General features: G+C 45.1%; 16 protein-coding genes and 1 riboswitch. Of the genes, 6 read left to right on the forward strand and 10 right to left on the reverse strand.

All coding sequences use genetic code 11. The annotated features are described in order from the left end of the window. Nucleotide 1 precedes the first annotated feature (1 nt). A complete protein-coding gene (locus EGI32_RS12500; RefSeq protein WP_255155696.1) occupies nt 2-340 on the forward strand; it encodes a hypothetical protein in 339 nt (112 codons plus the stop codon). Between the two features lie 179 nt (nt 341-519). After that, entirely contained in the window at nt 520-1,407 is an 888-nt protein-coding gene (locus EGI32_RS12505) for a thioredoxin family protein (RefSeq protein ID WP_255155697.1), read from the forward strand. Nucleotides 1,408-1,565: 158 nt separating this feature from the next. Here EGI32_RS12505 and EGI32_RS12510 read toward each other — a convergent pair whose 3' ends face one another. From EGI32_RS12510 to EGI32_RS12520, 3 genes are all read right to left on the reverse strand, one after another. Then, nucleotides 1,566-2,849 (reverse strand): homoserine dehydrogenase, encoded by a 1,284-nt coding sequence (locus tag EGI32_RS12510; RefSeq protein WP_255155698.1) that lies wholly within the window; start codon nt 2,847-2,849, stop codon nt 1,566-1,568. Nucleotides 2,850-2,939: 90 nt separating this feature from the next. Continuing rightward, nucleotides 2,940-4,127, reverse strand: coding sequence for a PLP-dependent aspartate aminotransferase family protein (locus EGI32_RS12515; protein WP_255155699.1), 1,188 nt, complete (start codon nt 4,125-4,127; stop codon nt 2,940-2,942). 148 nt (nt 4,128-4,275) lie between these two features. Further along, nucleotides 4,276-4,391, reverse strand: a riboswitch (SAM riboswitch). Between the two features lie 276 nt (nt 4,392-4,667). Further along, nucleotides 4,668-5,207 carry a hypothetical protein gene (locus EGI32_RS12520; protein WP_255155700.1) on the reverse strand — a complete coding sequence of 180 codons (540 nt, stop codon included), beginning with the start codon at nt 5,205-5,207 and terminating at the stop codon, nt 4,668-4,670. A 242-nt stretch (nt 5,208-5,449) separates the two neighbouring features. On the opposite strand from EGI32_RS12520, the gene EGI32_RS12525 reads away from it, so the two are divergent. The 4 genes from EGI32_RS12525 to EGI32_RS12535 all read left to right on the forward strand — a co-directional run bounded on the left by EGI32_RS12525 (nt 5,450) and on the right by EGI32_RS12535 (nt 10,678). Beyond that, nucleotides 5,450-6,229, forward strand: a complete 780-nt coding sequence (locus EGI32_RS12525) for an SGNH/GDSL hydrolase family protein (RefSeq protein ID WP_255155701.1) — start codon at nt 5,450-5,452, stop codon at nt 6,227-6,229. Nucleotides 6,230-6,492: 263 nt separating this feature from the next. Further along, entirely contained in the window at nt 6,493-6,606 is a 114-nt protein-coding gene (locus EGI32_RS21365; RefSeq protein WP_369681658.1) for a WG repeat-containing protein, read from the forward strand. 127 nt (nt 6,607-6,733) lie between these two features. Beyond that, nucleotides 6,734-9,613: an excinuclease ABC subunit UvrA gene (gene uvrA / locus EGI32_RS12530; protein WP_255155702.1), complete on the forward strand. Its 2,880-nt coding sequence runs from the start codon at nt 6,734-6,736 to the stop codon at nt 9,611-9,613. A gap of 93 nt (nt 9,614-9,706) precedes the next feature. Further along, complete coding sequence (locus EGI32_RS12535; protein ID WP_255155703.1) at nt 9,707-10,678, forward strand: Gfo/Idh/MocA family protein; 972 nt, start codon at nt 9,707-9,709, stop codon at nt 10,676-10,678. Between the two features lie 319 nt (nt 10,679-10,997). Here the strand turns inward: EGI32_RS12535 and EGI32_RS12540 are convergent, their stop codons facing one another. The 7 genes from EGI32_RS12540 to EGI32_RS12570 form a co-directional block, all read right to left on the reverse strand. Continuing rightward, on the reverse strand, nt 10,998-11,990 hold the full coding sequence (locus EGI32_RS12540) for a hypothetical protein (RefSeq protein WP_255155704.1): 993 nt from the start codon (nt 11,988-11,990) through the stop codon (nt 10,998-11,000). A 105-nt stretch (nt 11,991-12,095) separates the two neighbouring features. Continuing rightward, nucleotides 12,096-12,548, reverse strand: coding sequence for a GNAT family N-acetyltransferase (locus tag EGI32_RS12545; RefSeq protein WP_255155705.1), 453 nt, complete (start codon nt 12,546-12,548; stop codon nt 12,096-12,098). After that, nucleotides 12,545-12,934, reverse strand: coding sequence for a group III truncated hemoglobin (locus tag EGI32_RS12550; protein WP_255155706.1), 390 nt, complete (start codon nt 12,932-12,934; stop codon nt 12,545-12,547). The genes EGI32_RS12545 and EGI32_RS12550 overlap by 4 nt, the downstream gene beginning before the upstream one ends. Nucleotides 12,935-13,081: 147 nt before the next feature. Continuing rightward, entirely contained in the window at nt 13,082-14,341 is a 1,260-nt protein-coding gene (locus tag EGI32_RS12555) for a replication-associated recombination protein A (protein ID WP_255155707.1), read from the reverse strand. Nucleotides 14,342-14,474: 133 nt separating this feature from the next. Continuing rightward, nucleotides 14,475-15,725: a hypothetical protein gene (locus EGI32_RS12560; protein WP_255155708.1), complete on the reverse strand. Its 1,251-nt coding sequence runs from the start codon at nt 15,723-15,725 to the stop codon at nt 14,475-14,477. A gap of 8 nt (nt 15,726-15,733) precedes the next feature. Further along, nucleotides 15,734-16,591: an alpha/beta hydrolase gene (locus EGI32_RS12565; RefSeq protein WP_255155709.1), complete on the reverse strand. Its 858-nt coding sequence runs from the start codon at nt 16,589-16,591 to the stop codon at nt 15,734-15,736. 59 nt (nt 16,592-16,650) lie between these two features. Then, nucleotides 16,651-16,812 carry a hypothetical protein gene (locus EGI32_RS12570; protein ID WP_255155710.1) on the reverse strand — a complete coding sequence of 54 codons (162 nt, stop codon included), beginning with the start codon at nt 16,810-16,812 and terminating at the stop codon, nt 16,651-16,653. Nucleotides 16,813-17,085 lie beyond the last annotated feature (273 nt).

Below are 17,085 nucleotides of genomic sequence, written 5' to 3' on the forward strand. Positions count from 1 at the left end.
ATTGAAACAGGTAAGTGTAATATTATTGATGCTGATGTTTACTGTATCGCAGTATGCAACGCAATTCAATTACCTGGAATGTAAGCTGGCCAATACTTTCAGCACCGCGACCATCAAGTGCGATTGCGAAACGGAACTAAAAAATGTGAGAGCAACAGATAAAGACCTGCCTGCATCAAAAAGCCATGTACATCATTATGTGGATGATCTTTTTACGGGAAATAATTTGATGCCCGTTCATGATTTTCCTGAAAATATTTCTACGTCTGTTTTTTCTTCCATAACTACCCGCACGCTCAACGGGCATGGGGATGATCCGTATAAACCTCCGCGTGGGTGATCTTTATGCTTTCAGCAGTTTGATTTTAATAAATTGTCAGCCGGGGCTTGCCGAAGGCAAAATCTATTGAAGGTAATCAAGCCTTCAACAGGGTCATGCCGGCAACTATTTTGAATTGCGAAGCACTAGAAAGTTTTATCACTTACAGATTTCATTTATTCATTACTAAAAGAATTCCCATGCTTAAAAATATAAGCCTGCTGGTACTGTTATTCGTATCAGCGATCTCGAATGCCCAGACAACAAACGATAAGCCTAAAATATTATATGGTGTTTGCACAAAAACTGAATTGGAAACAGCGCCATACGATGCCTGGTTCAAAAAGAACTATGATGACTATACGCCCAATGCCGCTACGGTGCAGGCGATCAAAAAAGAAAGCCTGAAAGACATCAGTGTAAAGATATTTTTCGGAACCTGGTGTGGCGACAGCAAACGTGAAGTGCCGCGGTTTATGAAACTGCTGGATGCCGCAGGTTTTCCGCTATCAAAAGTTACATTGATCGCAACAGGCGGCGGCGATTCGTTGTACAAACAATCGCCGCAGCATGAAGAAGCGGGATTGGGCATTTACAAAGTGCCTACGTTCATTTTTTACCGCAATGGAAAAGAGATCCACCGCATAGTAGAATTTCCCGCACTTTCATTGGAAAAAGATATGCTGGTAATAGTACAGGGAAAATCCTACACGCCTAATTATGCGGCCTTCATCAACGTTGATAAATGGATAGCAGATGGTACGCTCCTTGATTCCAATATCAGCATCCGCAGTCTTGCACTACAGATAAAACCTTTGGTAAATTCCGAGTATGAGCTCAATAGCCTGGGTTATATGCTGCTGGCGCAAAAAAAGATGAAAGAGGCCATCTCCGTTTTTCAAATGAATTATTTCCTGTATCCTCAATCGTCCAATGTGGCTTCCAGCCTTGGTGAAGGTTATTACGAAAAGGGTGATTACGAGAATGCGGTTTATTATCTTGAAAATGCTTTAGTAAAAAATACAGATCCAAAAGCATGGAGAGGTATTTTGGATATTTTATATAAGGCGAAAAGCCTTGAACGCTGATAGCGATCGGTACACAGAGTTTGCGCAGGGGTTTCGACCTCTGCGTAAACTCTTTTCAACTCCCGTTCCCAGCGCTTGTCCCGCCGAATGGCGTGAGGTTAAAAAAATAAAGGGCCATGAAACCATGACCCGATATTTAATTTCAAACCAAACAAACTTTATAACACACCTGCAAGTGCCAGGCTTTTTTTACCTATTTTTCTGTAGTCTACGTTTTCAACAATCGGGTTCTCGGTGAGGATAAGCGATACCCCGGTTTCTTTCCACCAGTTGCCGGAGAATAATTTCTGCGCATGTATGATGCCCACCACCCAGCTGTTATTACTTTCGTTGTGCCATTCTTCCAGCCATTCAAACTCGTCTTTTTCGATGAGGTTGATGTCGGTGGCACTTACAAAAACTTTCAGGTAAAAATCATTGGTGAGGCTGATACCCGACTGTTGCAAATATTTTTTGTACTCGTATTTGTAATTATATCGCAATGCCGCGATGTCGCTCAATACGGCCGCTGCTGTAGGATAAGCGCCTGCCCCACGCCCTTTGAAGAAATGTTTATCAGCAAAACTGCTTTCTGTGATGAGCCCATTGAATTCGTTGTTGACATTTGCCAGTTCATCATCCGCTGCCACAAATTGTGGCAGCACGAATGCGGCCAGTTGTGTGTCGTTTATTTTGCGGGCAGTGGCTACCAGCTTTATCTGCAGGTTCTTTTGTTTGGCTACTTCGGCATCGGTTTCTTTAATGGGGGTAATGCCATTGTACAATATTTCTGTTGGTTTGGTGATGGTACCAAAACCATGTGCCAGCAGTATCGAAAGTTTATTTGCCGCATCATGCCCTTCTATATCAAGAGCGGGATTGCTTTCGGCGAAGCCAAGTTGCTGCGCCTGCAACAAGGCATCTTTGAAAGAAAGGCCTTCTTCAAAAATCTTTGTAAGAATGAAATTGGTACTGCCATTCACAATCCCTTTTACGGAGGACAACAGATCGTTGTCGTAATATTCTTCCAGGTTGCGGATGATGGGAATGCTGGCGCAACAAGAGCCTTCATACAGGAACGCCGCTTCGTGCTCGAATTGCAAACGCAGCAATTCTTCAAAATGCGCAGCGATCATTTTTTTATTGGCGCTCACCACAGCTTTCCCTTTTTGCAATGCTTCTTTCACGATCGAATAAGCTGCATCCGCATCATCGATCAATTCAACCACTACATTAATTTCTTCATCCTCCAGGATAGCCCGTGGATCGGTGGTGAAATGTTCAGCAGGTATGCTTCTTTTTTTATCGGCATTTTTGATACAGATGGTTTTGATGCCAGCCTGCAGCGCCGGTGTGCTTTGCAATACTTCGTAAAGGCCTTTGCCTACTACGCCGAAGCCGAAAAGCCCGATGGTGAGTTTTTTTGATATTGGTAAAGCGGGAATATTTTTTTTAGTCGACATGTGTGTGGGTTTGTTTTTTGTTTGGTTATGTTGTAAGGGAGGAGATTAGGGATTAGGGTGTAGAACATCCTAAACCCTAATCTCTAAACCTTACGCTATTTCGTTTGAGAATTTATTTTCTTTTATTTCTATTGATTCAATTTTCCTGAAAGCCTTTTCCAGATCAGCTACCAGGTCTTCCACTTCTTCCAGCCCTACACTAAGCCTGATCAGGCTATCGGCAACGCCTCCCTGCCTTCTCCTCTCGGTTGGGATCGATTTGTGCGTCATCTGTGCAGGATGGCAAAGCAGGCTCTTGATGCCTCCAAGGCTTTCGGCGAGCTTGAAAAATTCTGTGCTGGTTACAAAAGCAGTGGCGGCTTCCTGTGTATCGTTTTTCAATGTGAAGGAAACGATGCCGCCAAAACCTTTCGATTGTTGTTGGGCGATCTCGTGATTGTGATGCGTTTTCAATCCCGGGTAAAACACTTTATCCACCTGGGGATGTGTTTCCAGGAATTCCGCAACGATCTGTGCATTGATGCAATGTTGTTTCAGGCGCAGGTGCAGTGTTTCGATGCCGCGGATGGCCAGCCAGCTATCGAATGGCGAAAGTATGGCCCCGCTTGCATTCTGGATGAATTTTATTCTGGCTCCCAGTTCAGGATCTTTTGCCACCACCAATCCTGCGATGAGGTCGCTATGGCCTCCAAGATATTTTGTAGCGCTATGCACTACAATATCAGCTCCCAGCGTGAGAGGCTGTTGTAAGGCGGGTGAAGCAAAAGTGTTATCCACGCAAAGCCAACAGGCATGGGCCTTTGTGATCTTGGCTATTGCCGCGATATCACTGATCTTCAATGTAGGGTTGGTGGGAGTTTCGAGCCAGATGAGTTTTGTTGCCGGAGTGATCGCGTTGAAAATATTTTCTGCATCCGTACTGTCGGCGTAGGTTATAGTGATGCCGAATTTTTCGTACACCTGCGTAAACAAACGGAAAGCGCCGCCATAAATATCATCTACCGCAATGATCTCGTCGCCGCTTTTCAGCAATTTCAACACCGCATCTATCGCTGCCAGTCCGCTGCCAAACGCAATACCCGTGCTGCCTTTTTCCAGCTTCGCGATGATGTCTTCCAATGCCGTCCTGGTAGGATTGCCGGAACGGGCATAATCATACCCTTTGTTTACGCCGGGCGCTTCCTGCACAAAAGTGCTCGTCTGGTAAATGGGAACGCTGATGCTTCCTGTTAACGGGTCTACGGGGATGCTGTGGATCAATTCTGTAGCTGTGCTCATGGTTTCTGATTTAAACTATTTTTGTTATGATTTGTATCAGAAAGATGAAGAAGCAGACCGGAAGAGGATTTTGTATAAAACAAAAAAGCTCATCCGATAAGATCAGATGAGCTTTGAATATGTTTGAATATTTGAAGGCTGTGTATCTGACTTATCTTTCCCGACTTTCGTCAGGATGGAATTGGCACCTTGTTTCAAACCGGAGTCTGCAACAGGTTGCCAAGGTATCATCGGGCCATAACCCTCCACCTTTCTTGATAAGTAATGTTGTAAAGAACTGCTGCAAAGATAGCAGCACAATTTTCAGATTGCCAAATAAAATTTGTGAAAATTTATTAAAAGGCTGCCGGGAATATTTTAAAACCCTTGATGGGCAAGGGTTCTGCGGAATAATTATTTTTTTGCTGAAGCAAAAAAAATAAAGACGCAACGCAGATCTTTATGATGGTTACGATCAGTTAAGACCTGTTTTTTATCATAACATATCATAACCATCATAAAGATCTGCGTCGCGTAACTGTTCGCGCCGAAGGCACGAACCTACTTCACATTTTTGTCCATCCATTCCTTCTGGGAGTTGGCGGGGATTTCGAGGCTGACTTTCTTTTCGATCTTTTCCTGCGCATTTTTCACTGATCTTGAAATGAGGGTATGCGATACGGCTTCATCTTCTTTGAGACCCATTTTTTTCATCAGGTCGATAATACGGTCGCTGCCGAATACAGCAAACAACGGCTCATCCAGCGAATTGTATACGTTGAAATGTGTTTCTTCAAGATCTTTCACCAACGCTGTTTCTTTGCTGGGTAAAGGGTGGTGCTCCAGGAATACGATCTTTTTTCCGGCTACTTTGGCGCTGTGGAACTGCCGGGTTTCGAGAATGCGGCTTTCGGGTATTCCTTCCCGTGAGAATGCCTGTTTGTAGCTCATGGCAGTATCCGGAAACCAGGCGAGGAAGATAGTACCAGGTTCTTGCTTAGCCAGCCGCAGCACAGCCTCGCATTTGGCTTTGGCACTCATATAATTTATATCTGTAAAATTTATCTTTCTTTCTTTTTTGCCAAACAGGTTGAAAAGCATAGGCATAAGTTTGAAACGTGAAGAACGATTTTATTGCTGCTTGTAAGGTAATACATTCTGAAACATAGATTTATCTGATGTTGTGCCAGGATTTAAACTGTCATTTGATTTTGGCACAAATCTGTGCCAAAAGTGAATTTGGAAATCAATTCGGGCACAGCCCGCCGCGAATGAAGTTTTTTATTCATTTCTGCAGTGAACTTTTATCCCCTTAAAAACGTATTTTACAAAAATACCAGGGTATGAGTATTGCTAAAAAACATATGATCACAGTTTTGCCATTGGCCATGGTGATCCTGTTATTCATTTTATCGGCCTGTAAAAAATCTCCCGATCCTGTACGGCAGGTTTATACTCCACCCGTTACCCCAACAGTTCCCACAACACCAACTGCCCCCACCGCCCCTGTGGCTTTTCCCACCACCGGTAAAAGTTTCCTGGCGCTCGGGGATTCGTACACTATCGGGCAATCGGTGACAGCCGACGAACGTTTTCCTTACCAGGCTGCGAGGCTGCTGATCAATGCCGGCATACCTGTAAAACAACCGGTGATCGTGGCCACTACCGGCTGGACGACTGCGAACCTGCTGTCGGCATTACAACTCAATCCTCCTGCCACCAACTACGATATCGTTACGTTGCTTATTGGTGTCAACAATCAATATCAGCAGCGTTCCCTGGATGAATACAAAGCACAATTTCAGCAGCTGCTGACCATGGCGATCACCTACGCGGCAGGCAAACCGGATCATGTATTTGTGGTATCCATACCGGATTACAGCGTTACACCTTTTGCTTCTAACTCGGATAAGGCCCGGATAGCGATGGAGATCGACCAGTTCAATGCAGCCAATAAAACCATTTCGCTGGCGGCTAATGTGCACTATACCGATATTACCCCTATTTCCCGCGAAGGGGCCACAGACCCCACTTTGCAGGCCAGCGACGGTTTACACCCATCCGGAAAACAATATGCCCGCTGGGCGGAATTATTATTCCCTGTCATAAAGGCGGCGTTATAAATCTTTTATTCTCTAAATTGTTATTTGCGAAGCTTGCAGTCGCGACAAAATTTACCAGAATGAAAATTTTCCTGCTTATTTTTTCTTTTTGAATATCTGAGCATCTTCTTTTGCGCAGCAAAAGCCGGAAGGCCGTTACGACCTGGTGCACAAAATTTTCTTTCCAACAGATAAACAAACTGGGTGGAGCCTTTCACGGAAGCCCTTGCAAAATATACGTATCGCAACCTTGTCAATAGCGGGGGTATCTGGATGGTAAAGAAGTGATCCCATGCAAATATGAACTCATCAAAGATTTTAAGAACGATGTTGCCATCGTATCGCTGGAGGGGCAATTGCTTTTTTATAGACCGAAGGGGAAAGTGCTGGTATTTTGAGTTGACCTCCCATGAGTTGATATCTCAATAGATGTCAACTCATGGGAGGTCAACTGCTTAAAAAATTTGCATTTTGATAAAGAATTTAGCAAAATCTTCTTCGTATCTTTACTCCAAGGAGTAAGAAATGGCAACAAAAAAAAGGGAAACCCCCTCAACAACAAATCTCAACGACACTATTGAAGTGTTTGGTGCAAGAGAGCACAATCTCAAAAATATCGATATCAGCATTCCCAAAAACAAGCTCGTGGTTTTCACCGGGGTGAGTGGCAGCGGGAAATCTTCGCTGGCATTTGATACCATTTACAACGAAGGCCAGCGGCGGTATATGGAAAGTTTCAGCGCCTACGCCCGGCAGTTTGTAGGCGATATGGAGCGCCCCGATGTGGATAAGATAACCGGGCTATCGCCGGTAATTTCCATCGAGCAAAAAACTACCAATAAAAACCCACGAAGCACTGTGGGCACCATTACCGAGATATACGATTTTCTCCGTTTGCTCTATGCAAGGGTGGGAGAGGCTTATAGTTACAATACCGGCAAAAAAATGGTGAAGTTCAGCGAAGAGGAGATCGTACAATCCATTTTTTCGAAATTTAAAAATAAAAAGATCAGCCTGCTGGCACCGCTGGTGCGTGGGCGCAAAGGCCACTACCGCGAACTTTTTGAAGATGTACGTAAAAAAGGGTTCCTCAAAGTAAGGGTCGATGGCGAAGTGCTCGACCTCAGGGACCGCATGCAGGTGGATCGTTACAAGATACATGATATAGAAGTGGTGGTAGACAGGATGGCGGTGACGGATGATATGAAAGTACGGCTGAGCCAGAGTGTGCAGAAGACATTGCAATTGGGCAAAGACCTGTTATTTCTCCTGGTAAACGACGACAATAGCGTAGTGCAGTTCAGCAAGCAGCTCATGTGTATCGATACCGGGATAAGTTATGAAGAGCCAAGCCCCAATGCATTTTCCTTCAATTCGCCGTATGGCGCCTGCCCTGTGTGTAAAGGCCTGGGAACGGTTTTCCAGATCAATATGGATGCGGTGATACCTGATCATAACGTAAGTGTAAAAGATGGCGGTATCCTCCCGCTGGGGGAGGAACGTGAAGCGCATGTGTTTAAACAGGTGCAGGCATTGGCAAAAAAACATAAGATCAACCTCGATAAACCCATCAGGGATCTTCCGCCCAAAGCGCTGAACATATTATTATATGGTAAAGAAGAAATAGATGCTACGGAAGCTTCCGAAGTGGAAATGGATGTTGCAGACGATAGCCCGATCTACTACGCTACCGAGTATGAAGGGATCGTAAACATGGTAAAACGTTGGTTCGCCAGCACCAGCACCACAGATGCTATGCGGGATTGGGTGGAAAAATATTTCCAGTTGAAATCCTGTGATACCTGCCATGGAACAAGGTTGAAAAAAGAAAGCCTTTGGTTTAAAGTGGATGAAAAAAATATCGCGGAGCTGAGTGAGATGGATCTTGATAAATTATTCGATTGGTTTGATGGAGTTGAAAAAAGACTGGATAAAAAACAGAATGCGATCGCGAAAGATATTTTGAAAGAAATCAGGGAACGGTTGCAGTTTTTGTTGAATGTAGGACTCACCTATCTCACACTTTATCGCCCCAGCAGAAGCCTCAGTGGCGGCGAATACCAGCGTATCCGCCTGGCTACACAGATCGGCTCGCAGCTGCAGGGTATCACTTACATTTTAGATGAGCCGAGTATCGGCCTGCATCAACGCGATAACCAGCGCCTGATCAGTGCGCTGCAAAACCTCCGCGATATCGGCAATAGTGTGTTGGTAGTAGAGCACGATAAGGATATCATGCTGGCGGCAGATTACCTGGTGGATATCGGTCCGCGTGCAGGCATCTACGGCGGACAGATAGTAGCGGCGGGCACTCCGGCAGAAGTATTGAGGTCAAACTCGGATACCGCACAATACCTTAGCGGCAAAAAGAAGATAGCCCTGCCGGAAGAAACCCGGAAAGGAAATGGGCAGTTCATAGAGCTGAATGGCGCCAGCGGCAACAACCTTCGGAATGTGTCGGTGAAATTTCCGCTGGGAAAACTGGTGCTGGTCACCGGTGTGAGCGGCAGTGGAAAGAGTACGCTTATCAACGAAACGCTTTACCCGTTGCTGGCAACCTATTGTTATAATTCAAAAGCGCAGCCCTTGCCTTACAAGAGTATCAAAGGGCTGGAAAATATTGATAAAGTGATCGAGATCGATCAGAGCCCGATCGGGCGTACACCACGGAGCAACCCCGCAACTTACTGCGGTTTCTTTACGGATATCCGTACGCTGTTTGCGGCAGTGCCCGAAGCCAAGATCCGTGGATACAATGCCGGCCGTTTTTCCTTCAATGTAAAGACCGGTCGCTGCGATGTTTGTGAAGGCGGTGGCATGCGGGTAATAGAAATGAATTTTCTCCCGGATGTACATGTGCATTGCGAAAAATGTAATGGAAAACGATACAACAGGGAAACACTGGAGATACGTTACAAAGGGAAATCCATCAGCGATGTGCTGGATATGAGTGTGGATGATGCGGTAGATTTTTTCAGTGCAGTACCCTTCATTTACCGGAAAATAAAAGTGCTGCAGGAAGTGGGGCTTGGCTACATCACGCTGGGGCAAAGTGCCGTAACCCTCAGTGGTGGCGAAGCGCAGCGTGTGAAACTGGCGACCGAACTTGGCAAACGTGATACCGGTAAAACATTTTACATATTGGATGAACCGACCACCGGGTTGCATTTTCAGGATATCAGCCATCTGCTGGATGTGCTGAATAAACTGGTTGACAGGGGAAATACCGTACTGGTGATCGAACACAATCTCGACATGATCAAAGTAGCCGACCATATCATCGATATCGGCCCCGAAGGCGGAAGCGGCGGCGGAACCGTGTTGTATGAAGGAACCCCCGCAAAGATGAAGAACACCAAAAACAGCTTCACCGGAAAATATGTGATGGAGGAAATGAAATCGTGAATGGTGAAAGGTGAAATCCTCAACTGTCATTAATTTATGTAGGAACGTGCCTGCGGCGCGTTCTTAATTTTTAATTTTTAATTATTTTTTGCCATGCAAAAAATTCAGTGGGGAATAATCGGTTGCGGCGACGTAACCGAAGTGAAAAGTGGTCCCGCATTCAATAAAGTGCCTGGCTCATCGCTGGTGGCCGTGATGCGCCGCGATGCAGAAAAGGCCGCTGATTATGCACGGAGGCACGGGGTGCCCGCATGGTATAGTAATGCGGATGATCTCATCAACGATCCTGCTGTGAATGCGGTATACATCGCCACACCACCATCTTCGCATAAAGAACTCAGCCTGTTGGCGCTTGCCGCAGGCAAACCGGTATACGTGGAAAAACCGATGAGTGTGAATGTGGCTGAAGCGGAAGAAATGGCTGCCCTTGCAAAAGAAAATAATGTAAAGCTCACAGTGGCGCATTACAGGCGTGCTCAGCCAAAGTTTAAAAAGATCAAAGAACTGCTGGCGCAAAATGTGATCGGCGATATCCGTTTTGTGCAATTGACATTTTGCAGAAAAGCATTGACGGCCGAAGAACTTTCGGTGCCGAAGACAGCCTGGAGGGTAGATGCTACGATTGCCGGCGGTGGCCTGTTTCACGACATCGCCCCACATCAGCTGGACCTGATGCTGTATTATTTTGGCGAAGCCGAAACGGTCAATGGGACAGCGAAAAATCAGGCGGGCATTTACAGCGCAGCGGATATCGTGAGTGGACAAATAGCCTTTACATCTGGTACACTGTTCAGCGGCACCTGGTGTTTTGCGGCAGCAAAGGAAGAAGATGAAATAAAGATCGTGGGAGCCAATGGTTCGCTACGTTTTTCAGCTTTTGGCAGCAACGATATTTTTGTGGACGTCAATGGTAAACCGGAAACGTACAGCTTCGATGAATTGCAACATGTGCAGCAGCCGATGATAGAGCAGGTAGTGAATTATTTTTCGGGTAATGGAAGCAATCCGAATACGGCTGAAGAAGGGGTGAGTGTAATGAAATGGCTGGAGGCCATGAGTGGATGAATAGGGCAATGGGGGAATGTGTGAATATTTCAATGCGTTAAATCAGCTTCGAGCTTCACGACGTAATCTGTGCAATCGCCTTTAATCCTCCGAATCTGTGATAAAAGAAATCCACGGCTCGTATTCCGTGGATTCAATTTTAATCAACTCTGAAATTTATAAGGCAAAGCATAGTAACGAAAGCTTTAATAGTGTGGTTTCAGGGGTATCAACCATTCTTCTGAAAAGATATGTTGCACTTCCCGGGGGTTAACCTTCTGTTGTATACCTTGCGCTTATATTTCAACTCATTATGAAAAGTTTATAGGGTCATTTATCATCAATAGAAATGAGGGCATCTTGTTTGTTTTCTCATCCGTTTATCTTCATTGCTGGTGTAACCCAACCGGATGCCGATCTTTGCCAGTACTGAAAAATAAGCATCGTTGTTCGTGGCGTTCCCGCGCTGTGTACCTGGTTCGATCCTGCTTTGCGAACTCGGGTAAATACCCGCGATCACTTTATCATGTATCTTTCTTGCGATAGCAGCATCCGCAGCCGACATATAATTCTGGAAATAAGCAGGGTCGATATAAGTGGTGCTCACATCATCGATATAATCCGTAAATGTTTTTCTGTACAATAATTCAATGCCGGTCGTCACTTTTTCGCTGATATCATATTTAAGGCCGACCCCCATCGGGATATTTAACTGCGTGAGTTTGTACTCGGGCCTGTTTGGATATTCAGTCATGCCCTGACCCTCTGTACGCAAGGGTTTCAGGTCGTACCAGGTTTTTACACCATTGCCATCTGTAAGCGAACCTTGCGGATTGAAATGAAAAATACCACCGCCGATAAAACCATACGGTTTCAATCTTGGATCATAATCATCATATTTTCTGAAAAGCATGGTGGGATAAATTTCTATTGCACCATATACTTCCCACATATTACTTCTGAAATCAAGGTCACGCGACTTTCTATACAACTCATCTTCACCGTCGGTTTTGATCAGGTTGTCCCTTCCTGCCACATAAGTAAATTGTCCGGCCACCCGCAATCCCAACCAATGATTAGGGTATACAGTGATAAACCCACCTTTCATGAGTTGCGTTACTTCCAGATTCAGGTCTTTGAGAAATGCGGTGCCTTTACCCCTGTGGCCACCAAGATCGCCAAGGAAAAAAGTAGGGCCAAAGTTGAGACCGGCTTCCACTTTTAGTTTTTCGCCACCAAAAACGAAATGTTGGGCGTGGGTTTTTGTCAGCATGAAGGTGCATACAACCAACAGCAGCAGTCTCCCGCTAGTTTTGGGTAAAATTGATTTCATCAGGAATCATTTTGTCTTTCTACAGAAATTGGATAGGATGCTGATTATTAGACCAACATCTGTAAAAAAACGCAGACTGTGATGAAATATTGTATTTGCGTAGTATTATTTTGACAAGAGCATCTCGATATGCGGGATATCATCTTCCAGGTATTGCTCGCTTACCTGCCTGAAACCGAGCTCCGTATAAAATTTTTCGAGGTATAGCTGTGCCCCGATGCGTACCGGCACTTTGCCGTAGAGGGCTTCCGTTTGGGCGATGGCTTCCTTCATCAGCGATTTGCCCATCCCTTTGCTGCGGAACGATGGATGCGTTAAAACCCGGCCGATGCTTACTTCTTCAAAAGCCAGTCCTGCCGGTAATATCCTTACATAAGCCGCCAGCTCATCGCCCACCCATCCGCAAAGATGGTAAGAAGCGATGTCTTTGCTATCGGTATCGAGGTAAACACAATTTTGTTCTACCACAAAAACTTCACTCCGGGCCTTAAGTAATTTATATAACTCAAGATTGGTAAGTTCTTCAAATGATTTTAACTGCCAGTTGATCTCGTTCATATGATTGGATTATCGTTGTTCATTTTATGTTGCATCAGCCCCGCAATTCCGGAAGCTCTCTTTTTTGCCAGCGTAGTCACTTCGCCTTCATGAAGTTCATCCAGCGTTTCATTGAATAATTTCAGCCAGGCATCAAAATGTTCTTTCTTTAATGGAAATATCCGGTTGATCGCATAATGTACTTCCATCGCGTTTTTTTTGTACACCGGGTGGTCGAGCAAAATTGTTTCCCAAAAATCAGTGATCAATGGAATATGATGTTCCCAATCCAACGGCACAACTTCTGTAAATATTTTCCCGATCGTTTCATCCACCACCACTTTTTCATAAAATCTGCGGATGAATGTTTCTATGTCCTGCCGGGTTTGTATGTCACGTTGGTTCATTCAAATGCATTTTTTTAGTATTGCGGGTTGCGGGTGAAGGGGCGTTCATTCTCCGGGGATACCCTCCAAAACCATGGAAGTACGCGCCACAGGCACGTACCAATTAAATCTAAAACCCTTCAAGTACGCGCCACAGGCACGTACCTGCTAATACCCGTATCTATCCTTCCACCGTTCCTTCAAAAATTTTCTCAGTTCCTCTTCCCTTGCATTTTTCTGTGGCGAATAAAAAACAGTGCCTCTCAATTCATCCGGTAAAAAATCCTGTATCACAAAATTATTTTCGTAGCTGTGAGCATATTTATAATCCTTGCCATAGTTCATATTTTTCATCAGCTTCGTTGGGGCATTCCGCAGGTGTAAAGGCACGGGCAGATCGCCATTTTTCTGAACAGCAGCCAATGCATCGCCGATGGCCATATAACTGGCATTACTTTTTACAGATGTGGCAAGATAAATGGCACATTGCGAAAGGATGATCCTGCTTTCGGGGTAACCGATCATCGCTACCGCCTGGAATGTACTCGTAGCCAGCAACAGCGCATTCGGATTGGCATTGCCAATGTCTTCGCTAGCAAAGATGAGCATGCGCCTTGCAATGAATTTCACGTCTTCACCACCTTCGATCATTCGCGCCAGCCAGTACACGGCGCCGTTAGGATCGCTGCCCCGCATACTTTTAATGAAAGCGGAAATGATATCGTAATGCTGTTCGCCTTGTTTATCATACAAAGCAATTCTTTGCTGCGCAATTTCCATAACAGCTTCATCGGTGATCACCCCTTTTTTACCCAGGGTTTCCGATACGAGTTCCAGCAGGTTCAGCAATTTCCTTGCATCACCACCGGAAATATTTATCAGCGCTTCCGTTTCTTTCAGCGTGATCTTATATTCTTTCAATACAGGGTCATTCGCGAGAGCATAATTCAGCAGTTCCACCAACGCCGCTTGATCCAATGCTTTCAGCACATATACCTGGCACCTGCTCAGCAACGCACTGTTTACTTCAAACGAAGGATTTTCTGTTGTGGCGCCGATCAACGTCACGATGCCTTTTTCTACGGCACCGAGCAAAGCATCCTGCTGGCCTTTGTTGAAACGATGGATCTCATCGATGAACAGTATGGCGCCATTGGTGCTCTTCGCTTCTTCAATCACTTCACGGATATCTTTTACCCCCGAAGAAATGGCACTGAGCGTGTAGAATTTTTGTTGTAAAGTGTGCGCAATGATGTTGGCGATAGTGGTCTTGCCAACACCCGGCGGCCCCCATAAGATCATGGAAGGCACTTTGCCGTTTTCAATGGCAGTCCGCAAAATACTTCCTTTGCCAGTCAGGTGTTGCTGCCCGATCAGCGTGTCTAAAGTAGTGGGACGAAGGCGCTCTGCCAAAGGAGGAAGGTTCATAACACAAAAATACGAAATAAGGAATGGGAAATAAGGAATAAGAAAGTGTGAATTGAAACTACTGTCAGCCTGAGCTTGTCGAAGGCAATCGGAGTTCTAATAGCCTTCGACAAGCTCAGGCTGACAATAAAAACTACCTCAGGTATTTGAGAATTTCATCAACCGTTACCGCCTGCTTCTCATCGCCGATATTGATCACGATCGCATACCCATCGGCGCCACCGGCTTTTATCATGGCATTGATCAGCAATTGCTGATCGCTCTCACTCCTTCTGCCGGTTTCGCCATCCCATATCTCTTTGGAAGTGAGGCAGCCCTGAGTCGGTGTCATGGGGTAATAAGGCTGACGGATATAGTAATCGGGATTAAGTGTAGTGCCATGAATAATGATCTCGGTACGCCCCGCCATACCGGCATAATAACTTTGATAGAGCGGGTAATGGTCTTTAAAGCCGTCGGGCAATAGATTGCGGTAACGACGGATATTCCAGCTCGTATCGCTGATGGACGAATCCGCATAAAAATGCTTCGGCGATCTTTCATACGGCATTGTCAATTGGATGTTCACGGTTGGCCCGATAAAAGTGGAACGAGAGACATCGTACCCTTTCATGCGAAAAATCCCTTCAGGTGTATTGCCGTTGCTGAGATAGCCGGGAAGCCCGTTGTTGCTGAGCGCTAGCTGCGGTACCGAAAAAAGATTGCCCAGGCTGTCCCTGATAAAATTTCCATACCGGTCCCGTACGATCACTATGCCCGGATAATTCCGGTCTTTTCGCTGAAGGCTCAGCACGAGCACTTTTCCGGGCAGGTAATCTTTTTGAAAAAATGGTTGCAATGAAGGCGACACTTCCGGTTTTCCCCAATGCGACAAACGATAAGCCAGCTGTTCGGGTATGGGATTGCCAGGCAAGCTGTCTGAAAATTGTTTTGTCTTTACCGAGAGAAAAGAAAGGTCTTCCCTGGCGTGTGAAGATTGCAGGATGTATTCTGCGCAAAGCGCAAATGTTTTTGCATCTGTTGTACCCAGCAGAAGAAATTTTACCGGGCGATAATATTTTTCCGGGTAACGTGCATACAGGAGTTCGAGAGCGGATCGCTGGAATGTAATGGAACGTGTATGCATCCATTCAGCGGCGCTATCGATCCGGCCATCCACCCACATGGATTGATAACGGGTAACTTCCAATGCATTGAAAGCTTCCTGCCAGTTTTCTTCTGTAGAATCATTCAGCGGCAGTGAAAGATTTTTGTTGATGGATCGCTGCACAAGGTTGCGGTAAAGCTTTTCCTGGTTGGCTTTCAGGGCCCCTTTAAAATACAGCTGCGAAAAGGCGGGTGTCGATAAAAATAACAGGCATAGTATGTTGAACAAAAATTTCATGAGGAGTCTTACTGCACATTTGCTTTCAAAAAGAGTTGTATCCTGTCGAATGAGTTGACAAGATTTGCCCCGACCCAGCCATGCGATTCAGTCGGATAAAAAACATATTCGTTGGTGACGCCGGCATTATTAAGTTTGGTTTGCAAAGCCGTTTGCTGAGCAGGCCTCACCAGCGGATCAACTCCGCCTTGTAATGTAATGGTAGCCGGTCTTTGTGCCGCAACATAATTGATGGGGCTGGAAGAAAAATAAAGATCTGCTTTTGAGGCCGGTGTTCCGCCAAATAAAGAAGCGATGGCTGATGCCGGTACAAATACAGATGCAGGATTGTTATACATATCTACCATGTCCGACGGACCGAAGAAATTCACGATGGCTTTGGGTTTGATCGTCGAATTTTTATAACCCTGGAGCAAAGCAAGGTGCCCGCCGGCACTGGCTCCCAGCAAGACCATCTTATCGGAGATATTATATTCCGCACGTTTGCTTACAATAAAATCCACAGCAGCTTTCACATCATTTTCCTGGGTAGGGAAAAGATTGCCGGAAGTAGAAACAAGCCTGTAGTTGATATTGAAGATGGCATAATTTGGGAGTCTTCTTTTCAGCGTATCGATGTAAGCGGCGAAATCGGTTTTATCTCCTTCGCTCCAGGCACCACCGTGGATCATAATAAGTACTTTGGTGGTATCGTATGACCGCACTGCCGGGAGATGTACATCCAGCTTTTGTTTTGAATCGGAGCCATAAGCTACATCGTAATTGATTACTGCTCCGCCACCGCCTGTAGCCACATCATCTTTACTGCAGGAGGATGAGATAACAATTAGATTTAGCAGTGCAAAAGAAAGTAGGAATAATTTCATTGTGGAAATTTATTATTAAAAGGTATTCAATTTTACGTTAACGAAAATAAAAATACGTTTTATAAAAGTTTATTACCGATATGCTCTATCTCTTCATCCAATATTTTTGCCACACTTTTCTTTTCCGATTTGAACGAGTATACCCGGACATAGCAATTCATAAAAATCAATGCAGAGATCATACTCATGAGCAAGGCGTTTCCCAATAAGCCTTTTTTCATTTCGATCAATTAAAAATACAAGACGATCAGCCATAGTACAAACCATAAAAAAATGGATATTCCAAAGCCTATTGTCACGATTCTGGCAGCGAAATTTCGGGAAGGCATATTGATATTTCCTTTTATTTTCTTCTGCATTACAAGAAAACCGGTGTGATAGAAGATAAAGAAGAACCCGGTAGAAATAAAACACAAAAAAGTGATCAGTTTTGTATGGCTCCGACGGGCGGGATAGCGCAGATGGATCTCTGGCCACAACATCCATGCTTCCAT

The organism is Ferruginibacter sp. HRS2-29, assembly GCF_024343615.1.
In the GTDB taxonomy this organism is placed as follows: Bacteria; Bacteroidota; Bacteroidia; order Chitinophagales; family Chitinophagaceae; genus Ferruginibacter.

Excerpts from the sequence above, each read along its gene's own strand:
- EGI32_RS12570 (WP_255155710.1), bottom strand. The coding sequence starts at position 16,812 with ATGAAAAAAGGCTTATTGGGAAACGCCTTGCTCATGAGTATGATCTCT.
- EGI32_RS12545 (WP_255155705.1), bottom strand. The coding sequence starts at position 12,548 with ATGAACGAGATCAACTGGCAGTTAAAATCATTTGAAGAACTTACCAAT.
- EGI32_RS12505 (WP_255155697.1), top strand. The coding sequence starts at position 520 with ATGCTTAAAAATATAAGCCTGCTGGTACTGTTATTCGTATCAGCGATC.
- EGI32_RS12550 (WP_255155706.1), bottom strand. The coding sequence starts at position 12,934 with ATGAACCAACGTGACATACAAACCCGGCAGGACATAGAAACATTCATC.
- EGI32_RS12515 (WP_255155699.1), bottom strand. The coding sequence starts at position 4,127 with ATGAGCACAGCTACAGAATTGATCCACAGCATCCCCGTAGACCCGTTA.
- EGI32_RS12565 (WP_255155709.1), bottom strand. The coding sequence starts at position 16,591 with ATGAAATTATTCCTACTTTCTTTTGCACTGCTAAATCTAATTGTTATC.
- EGI32_RS12535 (WP_255155703.1), top strand. The coding sequence starts at position 9,707 with ATGCAAAAAATTCAGTGGGGAATAATCGGTTGCGGCGACGTAACCGAA.
- uvrA (WP_255155702.1), top strand. The coding sequence starts at position 6,734 with ATGGCAACAAAAAAAAGGGAAACCCCCTCAACAACAAATCTCAACGAC.
- EGI32_RS12560 (WP_255155708.1), bottom strand. The coding sequence starts at position 15,725 with ATGAAATTTTTGTTCAACATACTATGCCTGTTATTTTTATCGACACCC.
- EGI32_RS12555 (WP_255155707.1), bottom strand. The coding sequence starts at position 14,341 with ATGAACCTTCCTCCTTTGGCAGAGCGCCTTCGTCCCACTACTTTAGAC.
- EGI32_RS12525 (WP_255155701.1), top strand. The coding sequence starts at position 5,450 with ATGAGTATTGCTAAAAAACATATGATCACAGTTTTGCCATTGGCCATG.
- EGI32_RS12510 (WP_255155698.1), bottom strand. The coding sequence starts at position 2,849 with ATGTCGACTAAAAAAAATATTCCCGCTTTACCAATATCAAAAAAACTC.
- EGI32_RS12540 (WP_255155704.1), bottom strand. The coding sequence starts at position 11,990 with ATGAAATCAATTTTACCCAAAACTAGCGGGAGACTGCTGCTGTTGGTT.
- EGI32_RS12520 (WP_255155700.1), bottom strand. The coding sequence starts at position 5,207 with ATGCTTTTCAACCTGTTTGGCAAAAAAGAAAGAAAGATAAATTTTACA.